The 15,972-nt window shown below is 71.2% G+C and carries 14 protein-coding genes; 10 read left to right on the plus strand and 4 right to left on the minus strand.

From position 1 onward, the window contains the following. Positions 1-173 precede the first annotated feature (173 nt). From JJ691_RS21625 to JJ691_RS21635, 3 genes are all read left to right on the plus strand, one after another. Positions 174-770, plus strand: coding sequence for a TetR/AcrR family transcriptional regulator (locus JJ691_RS21625; protein ID WP_211770536.1), 597 nt, complete (start codon positions 174-176; stop codon positions 768-770). A 64-nt stretch (positions 771-834) separates the two neighbouring features. After that, positions 835-1,287 (plus strand): LysR family transcriptional regulator, encoded by a 453-nt coding sequence (locus JJ691_RS53075; protein WP_305875097.1) that lies wholly within the window; start codon positions 835-837, stop codon positions 1,285-1,287. Positions 1,288-1,494: 207 nt separating this feature from the next. Next, the gene (locus tag JJ691_RS21635; protein ID WP_211770537.1) at positions 1,495-1,743 is read left to right on the plus strand and encodes a hypothetical protein; all 249 of its coding nucleotides are present in this window, start codon (positions 1,495-1,497) and stop codon (positions 1,741-1,743) included. Here the strand turns inward: JJ691_RS21635 and JJ691_RS21640 are convergent. Next, positions 1,724-2,296 carry a DUF1707 SHOCT-like domain-containing protein gene (locus tag JJ691_RS21640; RefSeq protein WP_211770538.1) on the minus strand — a complete coding sequence of 191 codons (573 nt, stop codon included), beginning with the start codon at positions 2,294-2,296 and terminating at the stop codon, positions 1,724-1,726. The two genes, JJ691_RS21635 and JJ691_RS21640, sit on opposite strands and share 20 nt — an antisense overlap. A 105-nt stretch (positions 2,297-2,401) precedes the next feature. On the opposite strand from JJ691_RS21640, the gene JJ691_RS21645 reads away from it, so the two are divergent. Next, complete coding sequence (locus JJ691_RS21645; RefSeq protein ID WP_211770539.1) at positions 2,402-3,676, plus strand: cytochrome P450; 1,275 nt, start codon at positions 2,402-2,404, stop codon at positions 3,674-3,676. A gap of 297 nt (positions 3,677-3,973) precedes the next feature. Here the strand turns inward: JJ691_RS21645 and JJ691_RS21650 are convergent, their stop codons facing one another. Both JJ691_RS21650 and JJ691_RS21655 read right to left on the minus strand, forming a co-directional pair. Further along, positions 3,974-5,455: a peptide MFS transporter gene (locus JJ691_RS21650; RefSeq protein WP_249228102.1), complete on the minus strand. Its 1,482-nt coding sequence runs from the start codon at positions 5,453-5,455 to the stop codon at positions 3,974-3,976. Positions 5,456-5,495: 40 nt separating this feature from the next. Beyond that, on the minus strand, positions 5,496-6,413 hold the full coding sequence (locus tag JJ691_RS21655; RefSeq protein ID WP_211770541.1) for an EamA family transporter: 918 nt from the start codon (positions 6,411-6,413) through the stop codon (positions 5,496-5,498). 73 nt (positions 6,414-6,486) lie between these two features. Here JJ691_RS21655 and JJ691_RS21660 point away from each other — a divergent pair, with 73 nt between their 5' ends. The 6 genes from JJ691_RS21660 (at position 6,487) to JJ691_RS21685 (ending at position 14,488) form a co-directional block, all read left to right on the plus strand. Then, positions 6,487-7,410: a LysR family transcriptional regulator gene (locus tag JJ691_RS21660; protein ID WP_211770542.1), complete on the plus strand. Its 924-nt coding sequence runs from the start codon at positions 6,487-6,489 to the stop codon at positions 7,408-7,410. 63 nt (positions 7,411-7,473) lie between these two features. Next, positions 7,474-8,499 carry a LacI family DNA-binding transcriptional regulator gene (locus tag JJ691_RS21665; protein ID WP_211770543.1) on the plus strand — a complete coding sequence of 342 codons (1,026 nt, stop codon included), beginning with the start codon at positions 7,474-7,476 and terminating at the stop codon, positions 8,497-8,499. Then, a complete protein-coding gene (locus JJ691_RS21670; RefSeq protein WP_211770544.1) occupies positions 8,496-10,070 on the plus strand; it encodes an amidohydrolase in 1,575 nt (524 codons plus the stop codon). The genes JJ691_RS21665 and JJ691_RS21670 overlap by 4 nt, the downstream gene beginning before the upstream one ends. 97 nt (positions 10,071-10,167) lie before the next feature. After that, positions 10,168-11,532: a hemolysin family protein gene (locus tag JJ691_RS21675; RefSeq protein WP_211770545.1), complete on the plus strand. Its 1,365-nt coding sequence runs from the start codon at positions 10,168-10,170 to the stop codon at positions 11,530-11,532. Then, on the plus strand, positions 11,529-12,575 hold the full coding sequence (locus JJ691_RS21680) for a hemolysin family protein (protein WP_211770546.1): 1,047 nt from the start codon (positions 11,529-11,531) through the stop codon (positions 12,573-12,575). Before JJ691_RS21675 ends, JJ691_RS21680 begins: the two co-directional genes overlap by 4 nt. Positions 12,576-12,718: 143 nt before the next feature. After that, positions 12,719-14,488 (plus strand): substrate-binding domain-containing protein, encoded by a 1,770-nt coding sequence (locus JJ691_RS21685; protein ID WP_211770547.1) that lies wholly within the window; start codon positions 12,719-12,721, stop codon positions 14,486-14,488. Positions 14,489-14,623: 135 nt separating this feature from the next. On the opposite strand, the gene JJ691_RS21690 is transcribed toward JJ691_RS21685, so the two are convergent. After that, on the minus strand, positions 14,624-15,739 hold the full coding sequence (locus JJ691_RS21690; protein WP_211770548.1) for a glycerophosphodiester phosphodiesterase: 1,116 nt from the start codon (positions 15,737-15,739) through the stop codon (positions 14,624-14,626). Positions 15,740-15,972: the final 233 nt, after the last annotated feature.

Here is a 15,972-nt window from a genome sequence, read left to right on the forward strand (position 1 = left end):
GAAGGGCCCTTCTCCGTAAGGTGGATCACACCATTTGTCCGTCCGGGTGTCAATACGTGAAAGCGCTTGCCTTCACTCGCCACTGAAGTCATAGGATGTTTCGTCAGTTACGGTCGGTATGCAATCCGTACGTACGGATTGCAATTGGCGATCCACGGCGAGACGATGGAGGAATGCCCCGCGTCAGCCAGGACCACCTCGAGGCCCGCCGCCGTCAGATCCTCGACGGCGCGCGCGCCTGCTTCGCCCGCCACGGCTACGAGGGCGCGACCGTGCGGCGGTTGGAAGAGGCTACCGGACTTTCCCGCGGGGCGATCTTCCATCACTTCCGGGACAAGGAGTCGCTGTTCCTGGCGCTGGCCGAGGACGACGCGCTGCGGATGGCCGAGGTGGTCGCCGAGCAGGGCCTGGTGCAGGTCATGCGGGACCTGCTCGCGGGCCGCAAGGAAGATGACAACGAGGAGCACCCGGCCGACTGGCTGGGCACGCGCCTGGAGGTGTCCCGGCGGCTGCGGACCGACCCCGACTTCCGGGCCCGCTGGGCCGAGCGCTCCGAGCAGCTGACCAAGGCCACCCAGGACCGCCTGCGCCGCCAGCGCGAGGCCGGCAACCTGCGGGACGACGTCGCCGTCGAGGTGCTGTCCGACTTCCTGGAGCTGGTCCTGGAGGGCCTGGTCTCGCACCTGGCCATGGGCCTGCCGGCCGACGACCTCGGCCCGGTGCTGGACCTGGTCGAGGAGACCGTCCGCCGGCACCGTCGTAACTGTTAGCGACCGGCCACCGATGATTGTTCTCCGATCAAGATCGAGAACGTCGATCGCGTCATAGAGGCGGGTGACCGTGAACATCGAGAACGCCGACCTCAACCTGCTCAAGGCGCTCGATGTCCTGCTCGAGGAGCGGCACGTGTCCCGGGCGGCGGCGCGCTTCCACCTCAGCCAGTCGGCGATGAGCCGCACGCTCAGCCGGCTGCGCGAGACCTTCGGCGACGAGCTGCTGGTCCGGACCGCCCAAGGGTACGAGCTGACGCCCCGCGCCCGGGCCATCCAGCAGGAGCTGGAGTTCATCCTGCCCCGGCTGCGCGCCCTGGTCCGCGGCGGCGAGTTCGACCCGGCGACCTCGACCGACGCGATCCGGGTCAACTGCACCGACTACGCCGTCACGGTGATCGGCACCCGCCTGTTCCCCCGGCTGTTCGAGCAGGCGCCGCACCTGTCGCTGACGGTCGAGCCGCTCAGCCCACGCACGTACGAGGAGATCGAGCACGGCCGGGTTCGGCGCGTGTGATTGAGCCGCCGGCGCGGTCTGACTGGATCGCTAACGAAGAAGACCGCGAGGCCCCGCCGATGCTTCGCCCGCACGCCGGATTTCGGCCGCCGCCACCCGACGCGCCCACCCACCCGAGCCGGATGCGGCGGGCTAAATCCGGCAAGGGCGAGGCATCGGCCCCCGAAGGGGCCGAGCCCCGCGCGGAACGCGCGGCAAAGGCACAGCGTGCCGTACTTCGAGGCGGCGTTCGCCGCCCTTCCGGGCACCCGGTTGGTCGCGCTGGTGCCGCGGCGAGGGGCTGAGGCCCGCCGCGGCGACGACTCGGTGCGATTCGTGGAAGCGCCGGCGGAACTGGCCGCGCCGTTCCCCTACGGCATGGTCTGGCACCCACGGCTGAACTCGGACCCGGCGCACGTGTGGGCACGCGCGCTCGTGTCCGAGGTGGCGGCCGAGCTCAGACCCGGAACACCTTGAGGTTGCCCAACTTCACGGTGCCGGTGAGCCGGATCAGCGGCCCGTTGCGGCCGTCCTGCTCGCCGTAGACGGCGCGCTTGCCGAGGACGGCCGCGCCGTCGTCGATCACGGTGGCGTCGTCGGCGACCATCAGCTGCACCTTGCCGCAGAAGGCGTCCACCTGGACCTCGATCTCCTGGCCGGGCGGCACCGAGACCAGGTTGAGCACCACCGCGCCGAACAGCGAGCGGGCGTGGATGCGGCGGCTGGTGTCCGGCACCCGGACGATCTTGCTGAGGACCGCGCTGACCTCGGTGACGGTGTTGGACAGCGGCGCCAGGTCGGCCGAGCCCAGGTCGGCCAGCAGCGGCCGCAGGTCGCCGGTCACCCGCGCGGCGTAGACGGCCTCGACCCGCTCGGCGTGTTCGGTCCAGGTCAGGCGGCCGTCGGCGACGGCCCGGTTGAGCTGTTCCACCGCGTGCTCGCGGTCGTCGTTGGACAGCCGCAGCGGCACGGCCGTCCCAGACGCGTCGAACGCAGCAGCGTCGAACCGCGCCGGCTCGGGCAGCGACATGACGCCCACCCCCTAATCTCTTACTCGCCAAGATTCTCACCGCCTGACGGGCACGGGTCAAGCCGGTGGTAGAAATGCGTCGTCGACGCGGGTGAGGAGAACACCATGTCCGACCGACGACTGGCGACGTCCATCCTGGTGGGCAAGGCCGTGCTGGGCGCGTTCCGGCTGCGGCGCGATCCCGGCGCGATGCTGATCCGCCCGTTCCAGTCCATCGACCCGTATCCGCTCTACGAGCGAATCCGGGCGCTGGGCAAGGTGGTGCCCAGCAAGCTCGGCATGCTGCTGGTCACCGACTACGAGCTGTGCAACGCCGTGCTGCGCGACCCGGCGTACGGTGTCGCCCCGAACGCCGAGGTCGGCCAGCCCGACCCGAAGGTCGGCGGCATGGTCGACCCGCTCTCCGACTCGTTCCTGTTCCGCGATCCGCCCGACCACGGCCGGCTGCGGCACGTGGTGTCGCCGCTGTTCACGCCGCGGGCCATGCACGACCGGCGGGCCCGCATCGAGGCCGTGGTCGACGACTTCCTGGACCAGTTGGCCGGCCGCGAGGAGTTCGACCTGGTCGGCGAGTTCGCCGCCCGGGTGCCCATCAAGATCATCTGCGACCTGCTGGGCGTGCCCGACGCCGAGCACCGGCGGATGATCCACTGGGGCACCGTGCTGGCCACGTCCATCGACGGCATGGGCAGCATGGCCCAGGTTCGCGAGTGGCGGGCCACGCTGCGGGAGCTCAACGCCTTCCTGGCCGAGCGGATCGCCGAGCATCGTGCGGAGCCGAACGACGACGTGATCGGGCGGATGCTGGCCGACGGCAGCATGGCCGAGGACGACCTGCTGGCCACCGCCGGGCTGCTGCTGGCCGCCGGCTTCGAGACCACGGTCAACCTGATCGGCAACGGCGTGCTGGCGATGCTGGCCAATCCCGCTGTGCGGCAACGACTCGTGGACGATCCCAGCGCGACGGACACCATCGTCGAGGAGATCCTGCGGCTCGATCCGCCGATCCAGTACACCGCCCGGATGGCCCTGCCCGGCGGCCAGGCCCGACTGGCCGGCCGGCCCGTGCCCACCGGCCGGGTCATCGTGCTGCTCACCGCCGCCGCCAACCGGGATCCCGCCGTGTTCGGCGATCCGCACCGCTTCGACCCGGATCGCCCCAACGCCCGGGAGCACCTGACGTTCTCCTCCGGCGTGCACTACTGCCTCGGCGCCGGGCTGGCCCGGATGGAGGGAGCCATCGCCCTGCGGGCCCTGTTCCGCCGGTTCCCCGACCTCCGCGTCGGCGGCACCGTGCGACGCCACCCCAGCCGGGCCGTGCGGGGGCCGCTGCACCTGCCGGTGCGCGTCACCGCTCGTCACCCGGCGGCGATCGGCTGACCACCCACGGTCAAAGAGATGGGTATCACCCACCCTTTCGGGTCATGCTGTGCGGCATTTCCCGGATTTTCATGCACTCTGGAAGCAGCGCTCCTCGATCCGCCACCCCGCCGCCGTGACGGATCGAGGGCGCTGCCGTCCTAAGAGGACTTGAGCCGCTGACTGCGGAGTCGCGAGGTCGCGCCGGTCTCTGGACCGCGGGCTCAGCTCGATCGAGTCTGTCCATCGATCGAGCTGAGCCAAGGGAAGAGACCGGTCACGAGCGACCTCGCCCCGCGCGGAACGCGCGGCAAGAACTCAGTCGACGCCCTGCATCTTGCGGGAGATGGCCGGGGCCAGGAACAGCAGGCCGATGGCCAGCACCACGGTCACACCGCCGACGATGCCGAAGTACGGGATCTCCGTCTGCGGCGTGGCGAACGGCACGATCTGGGCGCTGATGCCCTGGGCGGCGGCGTCGGACAGGAACCACAGGCTCATCATCTGGGCGCCGAAGGCCTTGGGGGCCAGGCGGGTCGTGGCGGACAGGCCGACCGGGGACAGGCACAGCTCGCCGATGATGACGATGAAGAAGCTGCCCACCAGCCAGAACGGGCTGACCTTGGCGTCCGGGCCGTACAGCGCGGCGGGCAGGATCATCAGCAGGTAGGACAGGCCGGCCAGGCCGAGGCCGAGGGAGAACTTCACCGGCGTGGACGGCTGGCGGCTGCCGAGCTTGGTCCACAGCAGCGCGAACAGCGGCGCGAACACGACGATGAAGCCGGGGTTGAGCGTCTGGAACCACGACGCCAGCAGCGGCAGGCCGCCGATGTGCAGGTCGGTTCGGTTGTCGGCGTAGTCGGCCAGCACGACCGAGCCCTGCTCCTCGATCATCCAGAAGAACAGGGACGCGATGAACAGCGGGATGTAGGCGATCACCCGGGACCGCTCCACCGAGCTGACCCGGTTGCTGCGGATCATCGTGATGAAGTACAGCGCCGGCAGGATGAGGCCGAGCGCGCTGATCACGTTGATCACGAGCTTGACGGTGAACAGCCCGGCCAGCAGGACGATCACGAACAGCACGACCACGACCACGGCGCCGATGGCGATGCGGCCGAAGACCTTGCCGCGTTCCTCGGCGGTGAGCGGGTTGCTGGGCGCGTCGCCGACGGCGGCCAGCCGCTTGCGGCCGAAGACGTAGATCACCAGGGCCAGGAACATGCCGACCGCGGCCACCGAGAAGCCGAGGTGGTAGCTGACCTGCTGGCCGAGCGTGCCGACCAGCAGCGGCGCGACCACGGCGCCGAGGTTGGTGCTCATGTAGAAGATCGAGAAGCCGGCGTCGCGGCGGCGGTCCTTCTCGTCGTAGAGGCCGCCGACCATGTTGGAGATGTTGGGCTTGAGCAGGCCGGTGCCGATGGTGATCAGCAGCATCGACACGTACAGCGCGGCCACGCCCGAGGGGAACGACAGCGCGATGTGCCCGAACATGATCAGCACGCCGCCGTAGAGCACGGCCCGGCGTGAGCCGAGGATCCGGTCGGCCAGCCAGCCGCCCAGCACGCCCGACATGAACACACTCGCGCCGTAGATCGACATCAGGCTCTTGGCCAGTGTCGGATCCAGGCCCAGGCCGCCGTCGCTGAGCTTGCTGTACATGAAGAACAGCAGGATCGCGCGCATCCCGTAGTAGGAGACGCGTTCCCAGAACTCGGTGAAGAACAGCGGTCCGAGAGCGGCGGGGTGCCCGAAGAAACCCTTTTGAGGCGGCTTCGCGCTCTCAACGGTGGCGCTCAACCCACTACCTCCCATGGTGCACTGACAGTGAGATCGGTGTTTACCGAACGTCGTGAGGCGCACCATAGCGGTTGACCGCCGAGGCCTGGTGAGACCCTGTCGCTTTCGGGGAGAACACCGAGGTCAGGGCCACACCGGCGATCACCAGGGCGGCTGCGGCGATCTTGAGTCCGGACATTTCCTCATGCAGAAACAGCGCCGAGGATGACATTCCGAACACGGGCACGAGCAGAGAGTAAGGAGCAACGGCGGTTGCGCCATAGCGCCGAATGAGCATGCCCCACAAGCCGTAACCGACCAGGGTGGCCAGCCACGCGACGTAGCCGACGGAAAGCAGCGCCGGCACGCTCGGACGGGCCAGCGCCCGAAGGTCCGGGCCAATGCCTTCGACCAGCAACGACAGGGCCAGCATGGGCAGCGGCGGCACCGCGCTGACCCACACCATGAACCGGAAGGCGTCCGGCGGCGCGGCCTTGCGGGTGGCGACGTTGCCCAGCGCCCACCCGACGGCCGAGCCGAGCACCAGCAGGAACGCCGGCAGCGGGCTGCCCTGCCCGTAGTCCACCGCGACCAGGACGATGCCGCCGAGCGCGACGGCCATGCCGGCCAGCTGCCACCGCCCCGGCCGCTCCCCCAGCAGCACCGCGGCGAAGGCCATCGTGAACACAGCCTGGGCCTGCACGACCAGCGAGGACAGCCCGGGCGGCATGCCGAGGTGGATACCCAGGAACAGCAGCCCGAACTGGAGCGCGCCGATGGCCAGGCCGACGCTGAGCACCCACCGCCACGGCACGCCGGGCCGGCCGACGAAGAACACCGCGGGCACGGCGGCGGCGGTGAACCGCAGGGCGGTGAGCAACAGCGGCGGGAAGGTCTCCAGGCCGATGTCGATGGCGATGAAGTTGATTCCCCAGATGACGGCGACGACCAGGGCCGCCAGGAGGTGACGTGGCTGCACGGGGACCAGCCTCGGCGCACGGTCAGTTAAGCACCAGCGAATTGTCCTTCACGGTTCGGTTTAGCATGGCTACATGATTGACCTGGCTCGGCTGCGGGCGCTGCACGCGGTCGCGGTGTACGGCTCGGTGAACGGGGCCGCGACGGCGCTCGGCTTCACGCCCTCGGCGATCTCGCAGCAGCTGAACAAGCTGGAGCGGGAGACCCGGACCACGCTGCTGGAGAAGCGCGGCCGCGGCGTGGTGCTGACCGACGCCGCCCAAGTGCTGGCCGGCACCGCGGCCGAGGTGCTGAAACTCGTTGAGCAGGCGGAGATCCAGCTGGAGGAGCAGCGTGGCCGACCGGTCGGCAAGGTGGCCCTCGGCGCGTTCCCGACGGCCTGCCGCGGCCTGCTGCCGCCGGTGGTCGTCGAGCTGGCGGCCGAGCATCCGGCGCTGGACGTCACCGTGTTGGAGATCGACCCGCCGAACGCGGTGACCGCGGTGGAGCGGGGTGATGTCGACGTGGCCGTGGTGCACGACTGGGAGACCGCCCCGCTGGCCGTCCCCGACGACCTGACCCGCCACCCGATCGGCGAGGACGTCGCCGACCTGCTGGTGCCGGCCGGACACCGGCTGGCCGACCGCGAGTGGGTGACGGCGGCGGACCTCGTCGGTGAGCAGTGGCTGTGCCAGCCGCCCGGGTCGATCTGCCACGACTGGCTGGTCCGGACGGTCCGCACCACCGGCCACGAGCCGGTGGTGGGCTACCTGGTTTCCGAGTACCAAACGCAATTGGAGTTCCTGCGGGCCGGCGTCGGCGTGGCCCTGATGCCCCGGCTGGGCCGCGCCCCGCTGCCCGACGGCGTGGTCGCGGTGCGGCTGGAGCCGGTGCCGACCCGCCGGCTGTACGCGGTGTGGCGGGAGCGCACGAGTCGTCGGCCGGCGATCAAGGCCACCGTCGACGCGCTCAGCCGCGTGACAAGACGAACCGCGGGCGCGACAAGCCGGGGACGCTAGCACGACTGCCGCACAGCTCACCGGTACTGTCGCTGTTCAGTCGGGCGAAGGGAAGGTGGGCCGGTGCCTGGACGGCAGACCACGCTGGCCGAGGTGGCCCAGCACGCCGGGGTGTCGCTGGCCACGGCGTCGCGGGTGATCAACGGCAGCACCCGCCAGGTCAGCGACCCGCTGCGGGACCGCGTGCTGGCCAGCGCCGACTCGCTGGGCTACCTGCCCAACGCCTCGGCGCAGGCGTTGGCGCGCAACAGCAGCTCGCTGGTCGGCCTGGTGGTGCACGACATCACCGACCCCTACTTCTCCAGCATCGCCGCCGGCGTCACCCGGGTGGCCGAGGACGCCGGCCTGGTCGTCGTGCTGGGCACGACCGCGCGCAGCTCGGACCGGGAGCGGGAACTGCTGTCCACGCTGCGGGCCCACCGGGCCAAGGCGGTGGTGATGATCGGCAGCCGGACCACGAAGCGGTCGGCCACGGCGCGGCTGGCCGAGGAGATCTCCGCCTTCACCGACCAGGGCGGCCGGGTGGCGTGCGTGTCGCAGGCCAAGCTGCCGGTGGACACGGTGGTGCCGGCCAACAGGGCCGGCGCGAAGGCGCTCGCGGTGGCGCTGGCCGGGCTGGGGCACCGCGAGTTCGTGGTGCTCGGCGGGCCGGAGGAACTGCTGACCAGCCGGGACCGGGTGGCGGGTTTCCGCGCCGGCCTGGCCGAGTCCGGGGTGGAGCTGTCCGACAAGTCCATTCGGTACGGTGGGTTCACCCGGGACGCCGGCTACGACACGGTGACCGAGCTGCTGGCCGAGGGCACCGACGCGACCTGCGTGTTCGCCGTGAACGACGTGATGGCGCTGGGCGCGATGGCGGCGATGCGGGCGGCCGGGATCCGGGTGCCGGACGACATCTCGGTGGCCGGCTTCGACGACATCCCGACGCTGCGGGACGTCTCCCCCACGCTGACCACCGTCCGGCTGCCGCTGGAGGAGATGGGCGCGCGGGCGGCGCACATGGCGCTGAGCGACCACCCGAGCGGCGAGCCGCGCACGGTGCGCATCGCGGCCCAGGTCGTGCTGCGGGAAAGCACTCGCGGCCGTTGATCCTGCTGCGGACCGCCAAGCAGTCGGTGGCCATCGCCGGCAACCGGATCGTGGCCGTGGGGCCGGAGGCCGAGGCGCTGGACGCCGCCGAGGTGATGGAGCTGGCGGGCACCTTGTCGCCGGCCTTCGGCGACGGGCACGCCCATCCGGTGCTGGGCGGGCTGGAGCGGCAGGGGCCGGCGATCACCGACAAGTCCACTGTGGACGATGTGGTGGTCGAGATCGGCCGGTGGGCCGCGGAGAATCCCGGCGACGGCTGGATCGTCGCCGCCAGCTACGACCCGGCGCTGGCCCCGGACGGGGCGTTCGACGCGCGCTGGCTGGACGCGGCGGCGCCGGATCGGCCGGTGGCGCTGCGGTCCCGTGACTACCACGCCGTGTGGTGCAACAGCGTTGCGCTGCGACGGGCCGGGATCTCGGCCGACACGCCCGATCCTCGGCTGGGGCGGATTCTGCGGCGGCCCGACGGCAGCCCGCTGGGCACGTTGCTGGAGTGGCACGCCTGCGATCTCGTGCTGGACCTGGTTCCGCAGCGCTCGACCGAGGACCTGGTCGAGGCGCTTGCGGAAGCCGGGCGGGTGTACGCGTCGGTCGGGGTCACGTGGGTGCAGGACGCGTGGGTCGAACCGGCGTTGGTGGACGCGTATCTCCTTGCGGTGGAACAGGATCGGCTGTTGTTCCGGGCGGATCTGGCTCAGCGGGCCGATCCCGACCGGTGGCGGGGCCAGATCTCGGCCTTCGCCGACAATCGGGAGCGCTGCCGACGCTATGGCCGAGACCTGGTCACCGCCCGCACCGTGAAGTTCTTCGCCGATGGAGTGGTCGAGAGCGGTACGGCGTCGATGCTCGATCCGTACCTGGATGTGCCGCATTCGCACGGGATGCCGGTGTGGTCGCCGGCGGAGTTGGCCGAGGCTGTCACGGCGTTCGACGCGGAGCGGTTCCAGATCCATGTGCACGCCATCGGCGATGCGGCGGTGCGGGCCGCGCTGGACGCCGTCGAACGGGCCCAGGGGGCCAATCCGGCCTGGGACCGCCGGCCGGTGATCGCCCACGCGCAGGTGGTGGATCCGGCCGACCGGCCGCGGTTCGCGGAGCTGGGCGTGATCGCGACCGTGCAGCCGCAGTGGGCGCAGACCGACGCGGTGATGACCGAGCTGACCATTCCCCGGCTCGGCCCGGAACGGGCCGAGCGGCAGTATCCGTTCGCGACGCTGGCCCGGTTGGGCACGCGGTTGGCCTTCGGCAGCGACTGGCCGGTCAGCCCGGCTGATCCGCTCGAAGGCCTGCGCGTGGCCACGAGCCGGGAGTGGCTGCCGGGCGAACGGCTCGATGTGGCGCAGGCCATCGCCGCGCAGACCGCCGGTGTGGCGTGGCAGGCGCGGGCCGAGCACGAGTGGGGCGAGCTCGCCGTGGGCCGGCGTGCGGACTTGGTGTGTCTGAGCGGTGACCCGGAGCACACGCCGCTCGGCGACATCACGGTCACGGACACGTGGATGTCCGGCCGGCGCATATACGCAGCCCTTACACTGGATCCCGAAGTGTCACGTTGTTCACCATCTGAGGAGTGACTGTCTCCGTGCCTGACGCGCGGTCACCTGGCCACAGTAGTGAGCCGGGGGAAAGCCCCGGCTGCGATACCGACCCGGTCCCGGGCGTGAGTTCCCGATGACCGGATACCTCTTCGACCTCCTCTGCCTGCTCGCCGTGCTGGCCCTGACGCTGGCCAACGCCGTGTTCGTGATGGCGGAGTTCTCCCTGACCACGCTGGAACGCAGCCAGGTCGACACCCATGTCGCCCACGTCGGCGACGCCCGGGCGCGGGCCGTGCAGAAGGCGCACCGCTCGCTGTCGTTCCAGCTCTCCGGCGCCCAGCTGGGCATCACCCTGGCCACCCTGGTCACCGGTTTTCTGGCCGAGCCGGCGCTGGCCGACCTGATCGAGACACCGCTGGCGGCGCTGGGCGTGCCCAGCGGCGCGACCGAGGCGATCGGCGCGGTGGTGGCGCTGCTGCTGGCGTCCGCGCTGTCGGTGGTGCTCGGCGAGCTGGTGCCCAAGAACCTGGCGATCGCCCGGCCGCTGCCGACCGCACGCGCCGTGGCCGGCTTCCAGTACGCGTTCTCGCGGGCCTGCAAGGCCCCGATCACCGTGCTCAACGGCACCGCGAACTGGATCGTGCGGCGCTTCGGCGTGGAGCCGGCCGAGGAACTGCGGTCGGCCCGGTCGCCCCAGGAGCTGGGGTCGCTGGTCCGGTCCAGCGCCGCGCACGGCACCCTCGACCAGGGCACCGCGACGCTGCTGGACCGGTCGCTGCGGTTCGGCGACCGGACCGCCGACGAGCTCATGACGCCCCGGGTGCAGGTGGAGGCGCTGCGCGGCGACGACACCGTGCTCGACCTGATCGACGCCGCCCGGCGCACCGGGTTCTCCCGGTTCCTCGTGCACGACGGCGACCTCGACGACGTGCGCGGGGTGGTGCACGTGAAGCAGTCGTTCAGCGTGCCCGCCGCGCAGCGGGCCAGCACCCCGGTGTCCGCGCTGATCCGGCCGGTGCCGACCGTGCCGGAGAGCCTGGAGGCCGACGCGCTGCTGGAGCGGCTCGGCTCGGGGCTGCAGATCGCCATCGTGGTCGACGAGTACGGCGGCACCGCCGGCATCGTCACCATGGAGGACCTGGTCGAGGAGATCATCGGCGACGTCCGCGACGAGCACGACCGCGGCGAGGCCGCCCCGGTCCGGCCGCTGGGCAAGGCCAGCTGGATGGTGTCCGGGCTGCTGCGGGCCGACGAGGTGGCGGAGGCCACCGGCTTCCGGATGCCCGACGGCGACTACGAGACCCTGGCCGGCCTGGTGCTGACCCGGCTGGGCGTGATTCCTTCGGTGGGAGACGAACTTCGGGTGGACGGCTGGCGGATCACCGTGATGGCGATGGACCGGCACCGGGTGGCCGAGCTGCGGGTGGCCAAGGTGGGCGAGGCCGTCGGCACGAGCGCGGACGCGCCGGAGGCCGGCCGGATCGGGGTGTCGTCGTGAACGACGGCCTCGCGCTCGCTCTGACACTTTTCTTGTTGCTGGGCAACGGCTTCTTCGTCGGCGCCGAGTTCGCCATCATCACCGCCCGCCGGGACCGGCTGGAGCAGCTGGCCCGGCAGGGGCAGAACCGGGCCCGCACGGTGATCCGGGCCGGGCAGCAGCTGCCGCTGCTGATCGCCGGCGCGCAGCTGGGCGTGACCGTGTGCTCGCTGGCGCTGGGCGCGCTGGCCGAGCCGACGGTGGCCGGCCTGCTGGAGGCGCCGCTGGCTCCGCTGGGCGTGCCGGACGCGGTGGTGCACGCCATCGGCCTGGTGCTCGCGCTGCTGCTGGTGTCCTTCTGCCACACGGTGATCGGCGAGATGGTGCCGAAGAACCTGACCATCGCCGGCCCGGAGCGGGCGGCGCTGTGGCTGGTGCCGGTGCACTTCGCGTTCTGCCGGCTGACCCGGCCGCTGCTGACCGCGTTCACGGTGATCTCGCAGGCGCTGCTGCGGCTGATCAAGGTGGAGCCGAAGGACGAGTTGGAGGGCGCCTACACCCCGGACGAGCTGGCCTCCCTGCTGGGCGAGTCCCGCCAGGAGGGCCTGCTGGACGAGCCGGAGCACCGGCGGCTGGCCAAGACGCTGTCGTCGACGACCCGGACCGTCAAGGACGTGTTGGTGCCGCTGGACCGGTTGACCACGGTGCCGGCCGAGCCGACACTCGGCGACGTGGAGGCGGCGGTGGCGGCCACCGGGTTCTCCCGCTTCCCGCTGCGCGGCTCGGACCACCGGCTGGCCGGCTACCTGCACGTGAAGGACGTGCTGGACCTGGCCGACCGGCCGCCGTCGACGCCGGTGCCGCGGGAGCGGGTGCGCGGCCTGCCGGAGCTGCCGGCCGACGCCCGCCTGGACGACGCTTTAGCCGCCCTGCGCCGGGCCCAGAGCCATCTGGCCCGCGCGGTGGACGCCGACGGGCAGCAGTTGGGTGTGGTGGCGTTGGAGGACCTGGTCGAGGAGTATGTCGGCACGGTCCGGGACGGCACACACGTGTCCGGAAGGTGACCCTCGGTACCCCCCCGGTTGGGCCGAACAGGCACCGCGCCGCCGGCCGCTAGGGCACAATCTGCCGCGATCAACACGCTGACGTAACACCCTGTAAGTCACCTTGGCCCGATAGGGACTCCTGGGGCTCGGAGAGGGACGTGATGGCTCGACACCGCGCGCTGGTGACGAGGGTCCGGCGCGGCATGGCCAAGTGGCCGGTCGCGATCACCGGCCTGGTCGTGTTGCTGTTGCTCGGCTGGGTGGCCTGGACGTGGCTGGGCGGTGTGCTGGAGCGGCGGGCCGCGGCCGAGGCCAACGGCTGTTCGGACGGCCAGGTGGTGCTGCGGGTGGCCGTCACGCCGAGCATCGCCGAGCCGGTGCGGGACGCGGCCCAACGCTGGACCGACACCACCCCGGTGGTCGACGACGCCTGTGTCCGGCTGGAAGTGCAGTCGGTGGACTCGCAGACCGTGCTGGCCGGCCTCACCGGCCAGTGGGACGACAGCAAGCTGGGCGCGCCGCCCGCGGCCTGGCTGCCGGACTCCACGCTGTGGGCCAACCGGCTGACCGCGCAGAACAACTCCCTGGTCAGCACGGCCCCGCAGTCCATCGCCACCAGCCCGGTGGTGCTGGCCACCCAGCAGCCCGGCGCGGACGCGCTGGCCAGCGGCAACCTCGTGCAGTGGACCGACCTGCCCGCGCTGACCTCGGCCGCGAACGGCTGGGCCGGCTACGGCAAGCCGCAGTGGGGCAAGTTCCGGCTCGCGGTGCCGGACCCGGCCACCAACCCGGCCAGCGCGCTGGCCATCCAGTCGGCGCTGGCCGGCGCGACCGCGCAGGGCGTCGGCCCGGTGACCACCGACATGCTGGCCCAGCAGGGCGTCAAGGACCTGATCACCAAGCTGGCCAACTCCCGGGCCTCCGGCGCGCCGGCCGACACCCTGGACGCGCTGGACGGCCTGGCCAAGGCGGCCGACATCGGCACCGCCAGCTACAGCGCGGTGCCGGTGACCGAGGTCGACCTGTACCGGCGCAACCTGGGCAAGGACGGCGCGCCCAAGCCGGACAAGCCGCTGTACGAGGTGGGCATGGGCGGCGCGAGCCCGGCCGCCGACTTCCCGTTCGTGACGCTGTCGGGCAGCTGGATCAACCAGACGCAGAACAAGGCGGCCCAGCAGTTCCGCGACTTCGTGCGGCAGCCGGCGCAGCAGAAGCTGTTCGCCGCCGCCGGGCTGCGGGAGGGATCCACGCCGGACCATCCGACCGACGCCGTCGGCATGCGCTGGCCGGCGCTCACCCAGACCCTGGTGCCGGCCGACGCCACCACCACCCAGGACATCTCGGCCAGCTGGACCGCGGCCGCGGTCGGCAACGAGGTGCTGTCGGTGCTGGTGGACACCTCGCCGGCGATGGGCGCGTCCGGCGTGAACGCGGTGCGCGGCGCGTTGACCGGCGAGGTCAACCGGGCCGTGTCCGGATCGATGGGGCTGTGGGCGTACGCGGCCGGGCTGGACGGCGACAAGCCGTACAAGCAGCTGGTGCCGGTGGTGCGGATCGACCAGAGCATCGACCAGCTGCACACCGGCATCGGCAAGCTCAACCCGGCCAGCGGCAGCCAGCTCTACAGCAGCGTGCTGGCGGTGTACCAGTCGGTGCTGGCCAACTACCAGAACGGCAAGCACAACCGGGTGGTCGTGGTGGTGGCCGGCCGCAACGACGGCGGCCTGACCCTCGACCAGCTGCACACCCAGCTGGGCCAGCTCAAGGACGCCAAACGGCCGGTGCCGGTCAACATCATCGCGGTCGGCCCGAACACCGACCACGACCAGCTCAGCGCCATCGCGCAGGACACCGGCGGCAGCCTGTCCTCGGTGCAGAGCGGGGACGGTGTGGACGCCGCCCTAGCCCAGTTGCTCTCAACCACCAACTGATTTGGCCATTACCGTCCCGGGCCGATCCTCGACGCCCTAAGCTGGCCCGCAGCCGCGCCGCCAATCCCCCCTGGTGGCAGGCGACCGCTGGAGCCCTTGCCAACCCCCCGGACAGGGGCTCCAGCCTCTCCGCGCCTACCCCTTCAGGAACTCGTCGCGGGCCACGATGCCGATGTCGGCCGTGTCGGTGAAGAAGCCGTCGACGCCGGCCCGCAGGTAGGTCTCGATCTCGCCGAACAGGTTCCCGTAGGCGTTCGGGTCGGCTGCGGAGCGGAAGTCCGCCGGCAGGAACACGTTCTCCGGCCGGAACGTGTACGGGTGCACCTTGAGGCGGGCCGCGTGCGCGTCCTTGACGAACGAGGTCGGCCGGCCCAGGTGATCGGTGGCGTCACGCGGGATGATCTGGTTCTTGTCCGGGCCGACGCCCTGCGCGTAGGTGGCGATCTCCCGCATGCCGGCTGCCGAGGTGATGTCCGCGTACGTCCGCCTGTCGCCGCTGACCGTGAAGTCGTAGGGCTGGCCGGTGGCCTCGGTCAGCTGGATCAGCGGCACCCGCAGCTGGCGGTGCAGCTGCTTGAGGTTGGACACCTCGAAGGACTGCACGAAGACCTTGGCCCCCGGGCGGTTCAGGCCGTTGCGGTTGAGGGCGTCGACCAACTTCGGCTCGATCTGGAGGCCGAGGTTCTTGAAGAAGGTGGGGTGCTTGGTCTCCGGGTAGATGCCGATGTCCCGGTGCAGTTCGCGATCGAGTCGCTGCACCAGGTCGATGATCTCCTGGAAGGTCGGGACCTGGAAACGGCGGTCGTAGACCGTGTTGCGCTGGCGGACGCCGGGCAGCCGCTCCACCGCGCGCAGGGTCTTCAACTCGGCCAGTGTGAAGTCGGTGGTGAACCAGCCGGTCACCGGCACGCCGTCGAGCAGCTTGGTGGTCTTGCGGCCGCCGAACTCCGGGTGCAGCGCCACGTCGGTGGTGCCGCCGATCTCCGGCTCGTGCCGGGCCACCAGCACACCGTCCTTGGTGGACACCAGATCCGGCTCCACGTAGTCGGCGCCCATCCGGGCGGCCAGCTCGTAGGAGGCCAGCGTGTGCTCGGGCCGGTAGCCGGACGCGCCCCGGTGGCCGATCACGATCGGCTGGCTCGCGCCACCCTGGGTCTGCTCGGCCTGCGGTGCGCTCGCGGCCGGGATGGCCGTCACCGCGACGGCCGCGGCCACCGACAGCGCGATCCCGGCGATCCGCGTTCTGCTCATGGTCTGGAGCTCCTGACATCATCAATCGATCTGGGTGGGACGAATCGGGCAGCGCCTCACCCAAGCCCCTCGGCGCGAAATCCGCGTCAACGTACCGACAAGGGTTGGGCAACGACAGGTAAAGCACCGGTGTGGGTCTCCAAGACCCACAAACCCGGCCCCACGGGTCGGCGACCACCGCAAACCCCCTGCCGACGATCCGTCCGAAAGATCCGTACGCTGGCGCCGGCAGC

This window comes from Kutzneria sp. CA-103260, assembly GCF_018263855.1.
Classification (GTDB): Bacteria; Actinomycetota; Actinomycetes; order Mycobacteriales; family Pseudonocardiaceae; genus Kutzneria.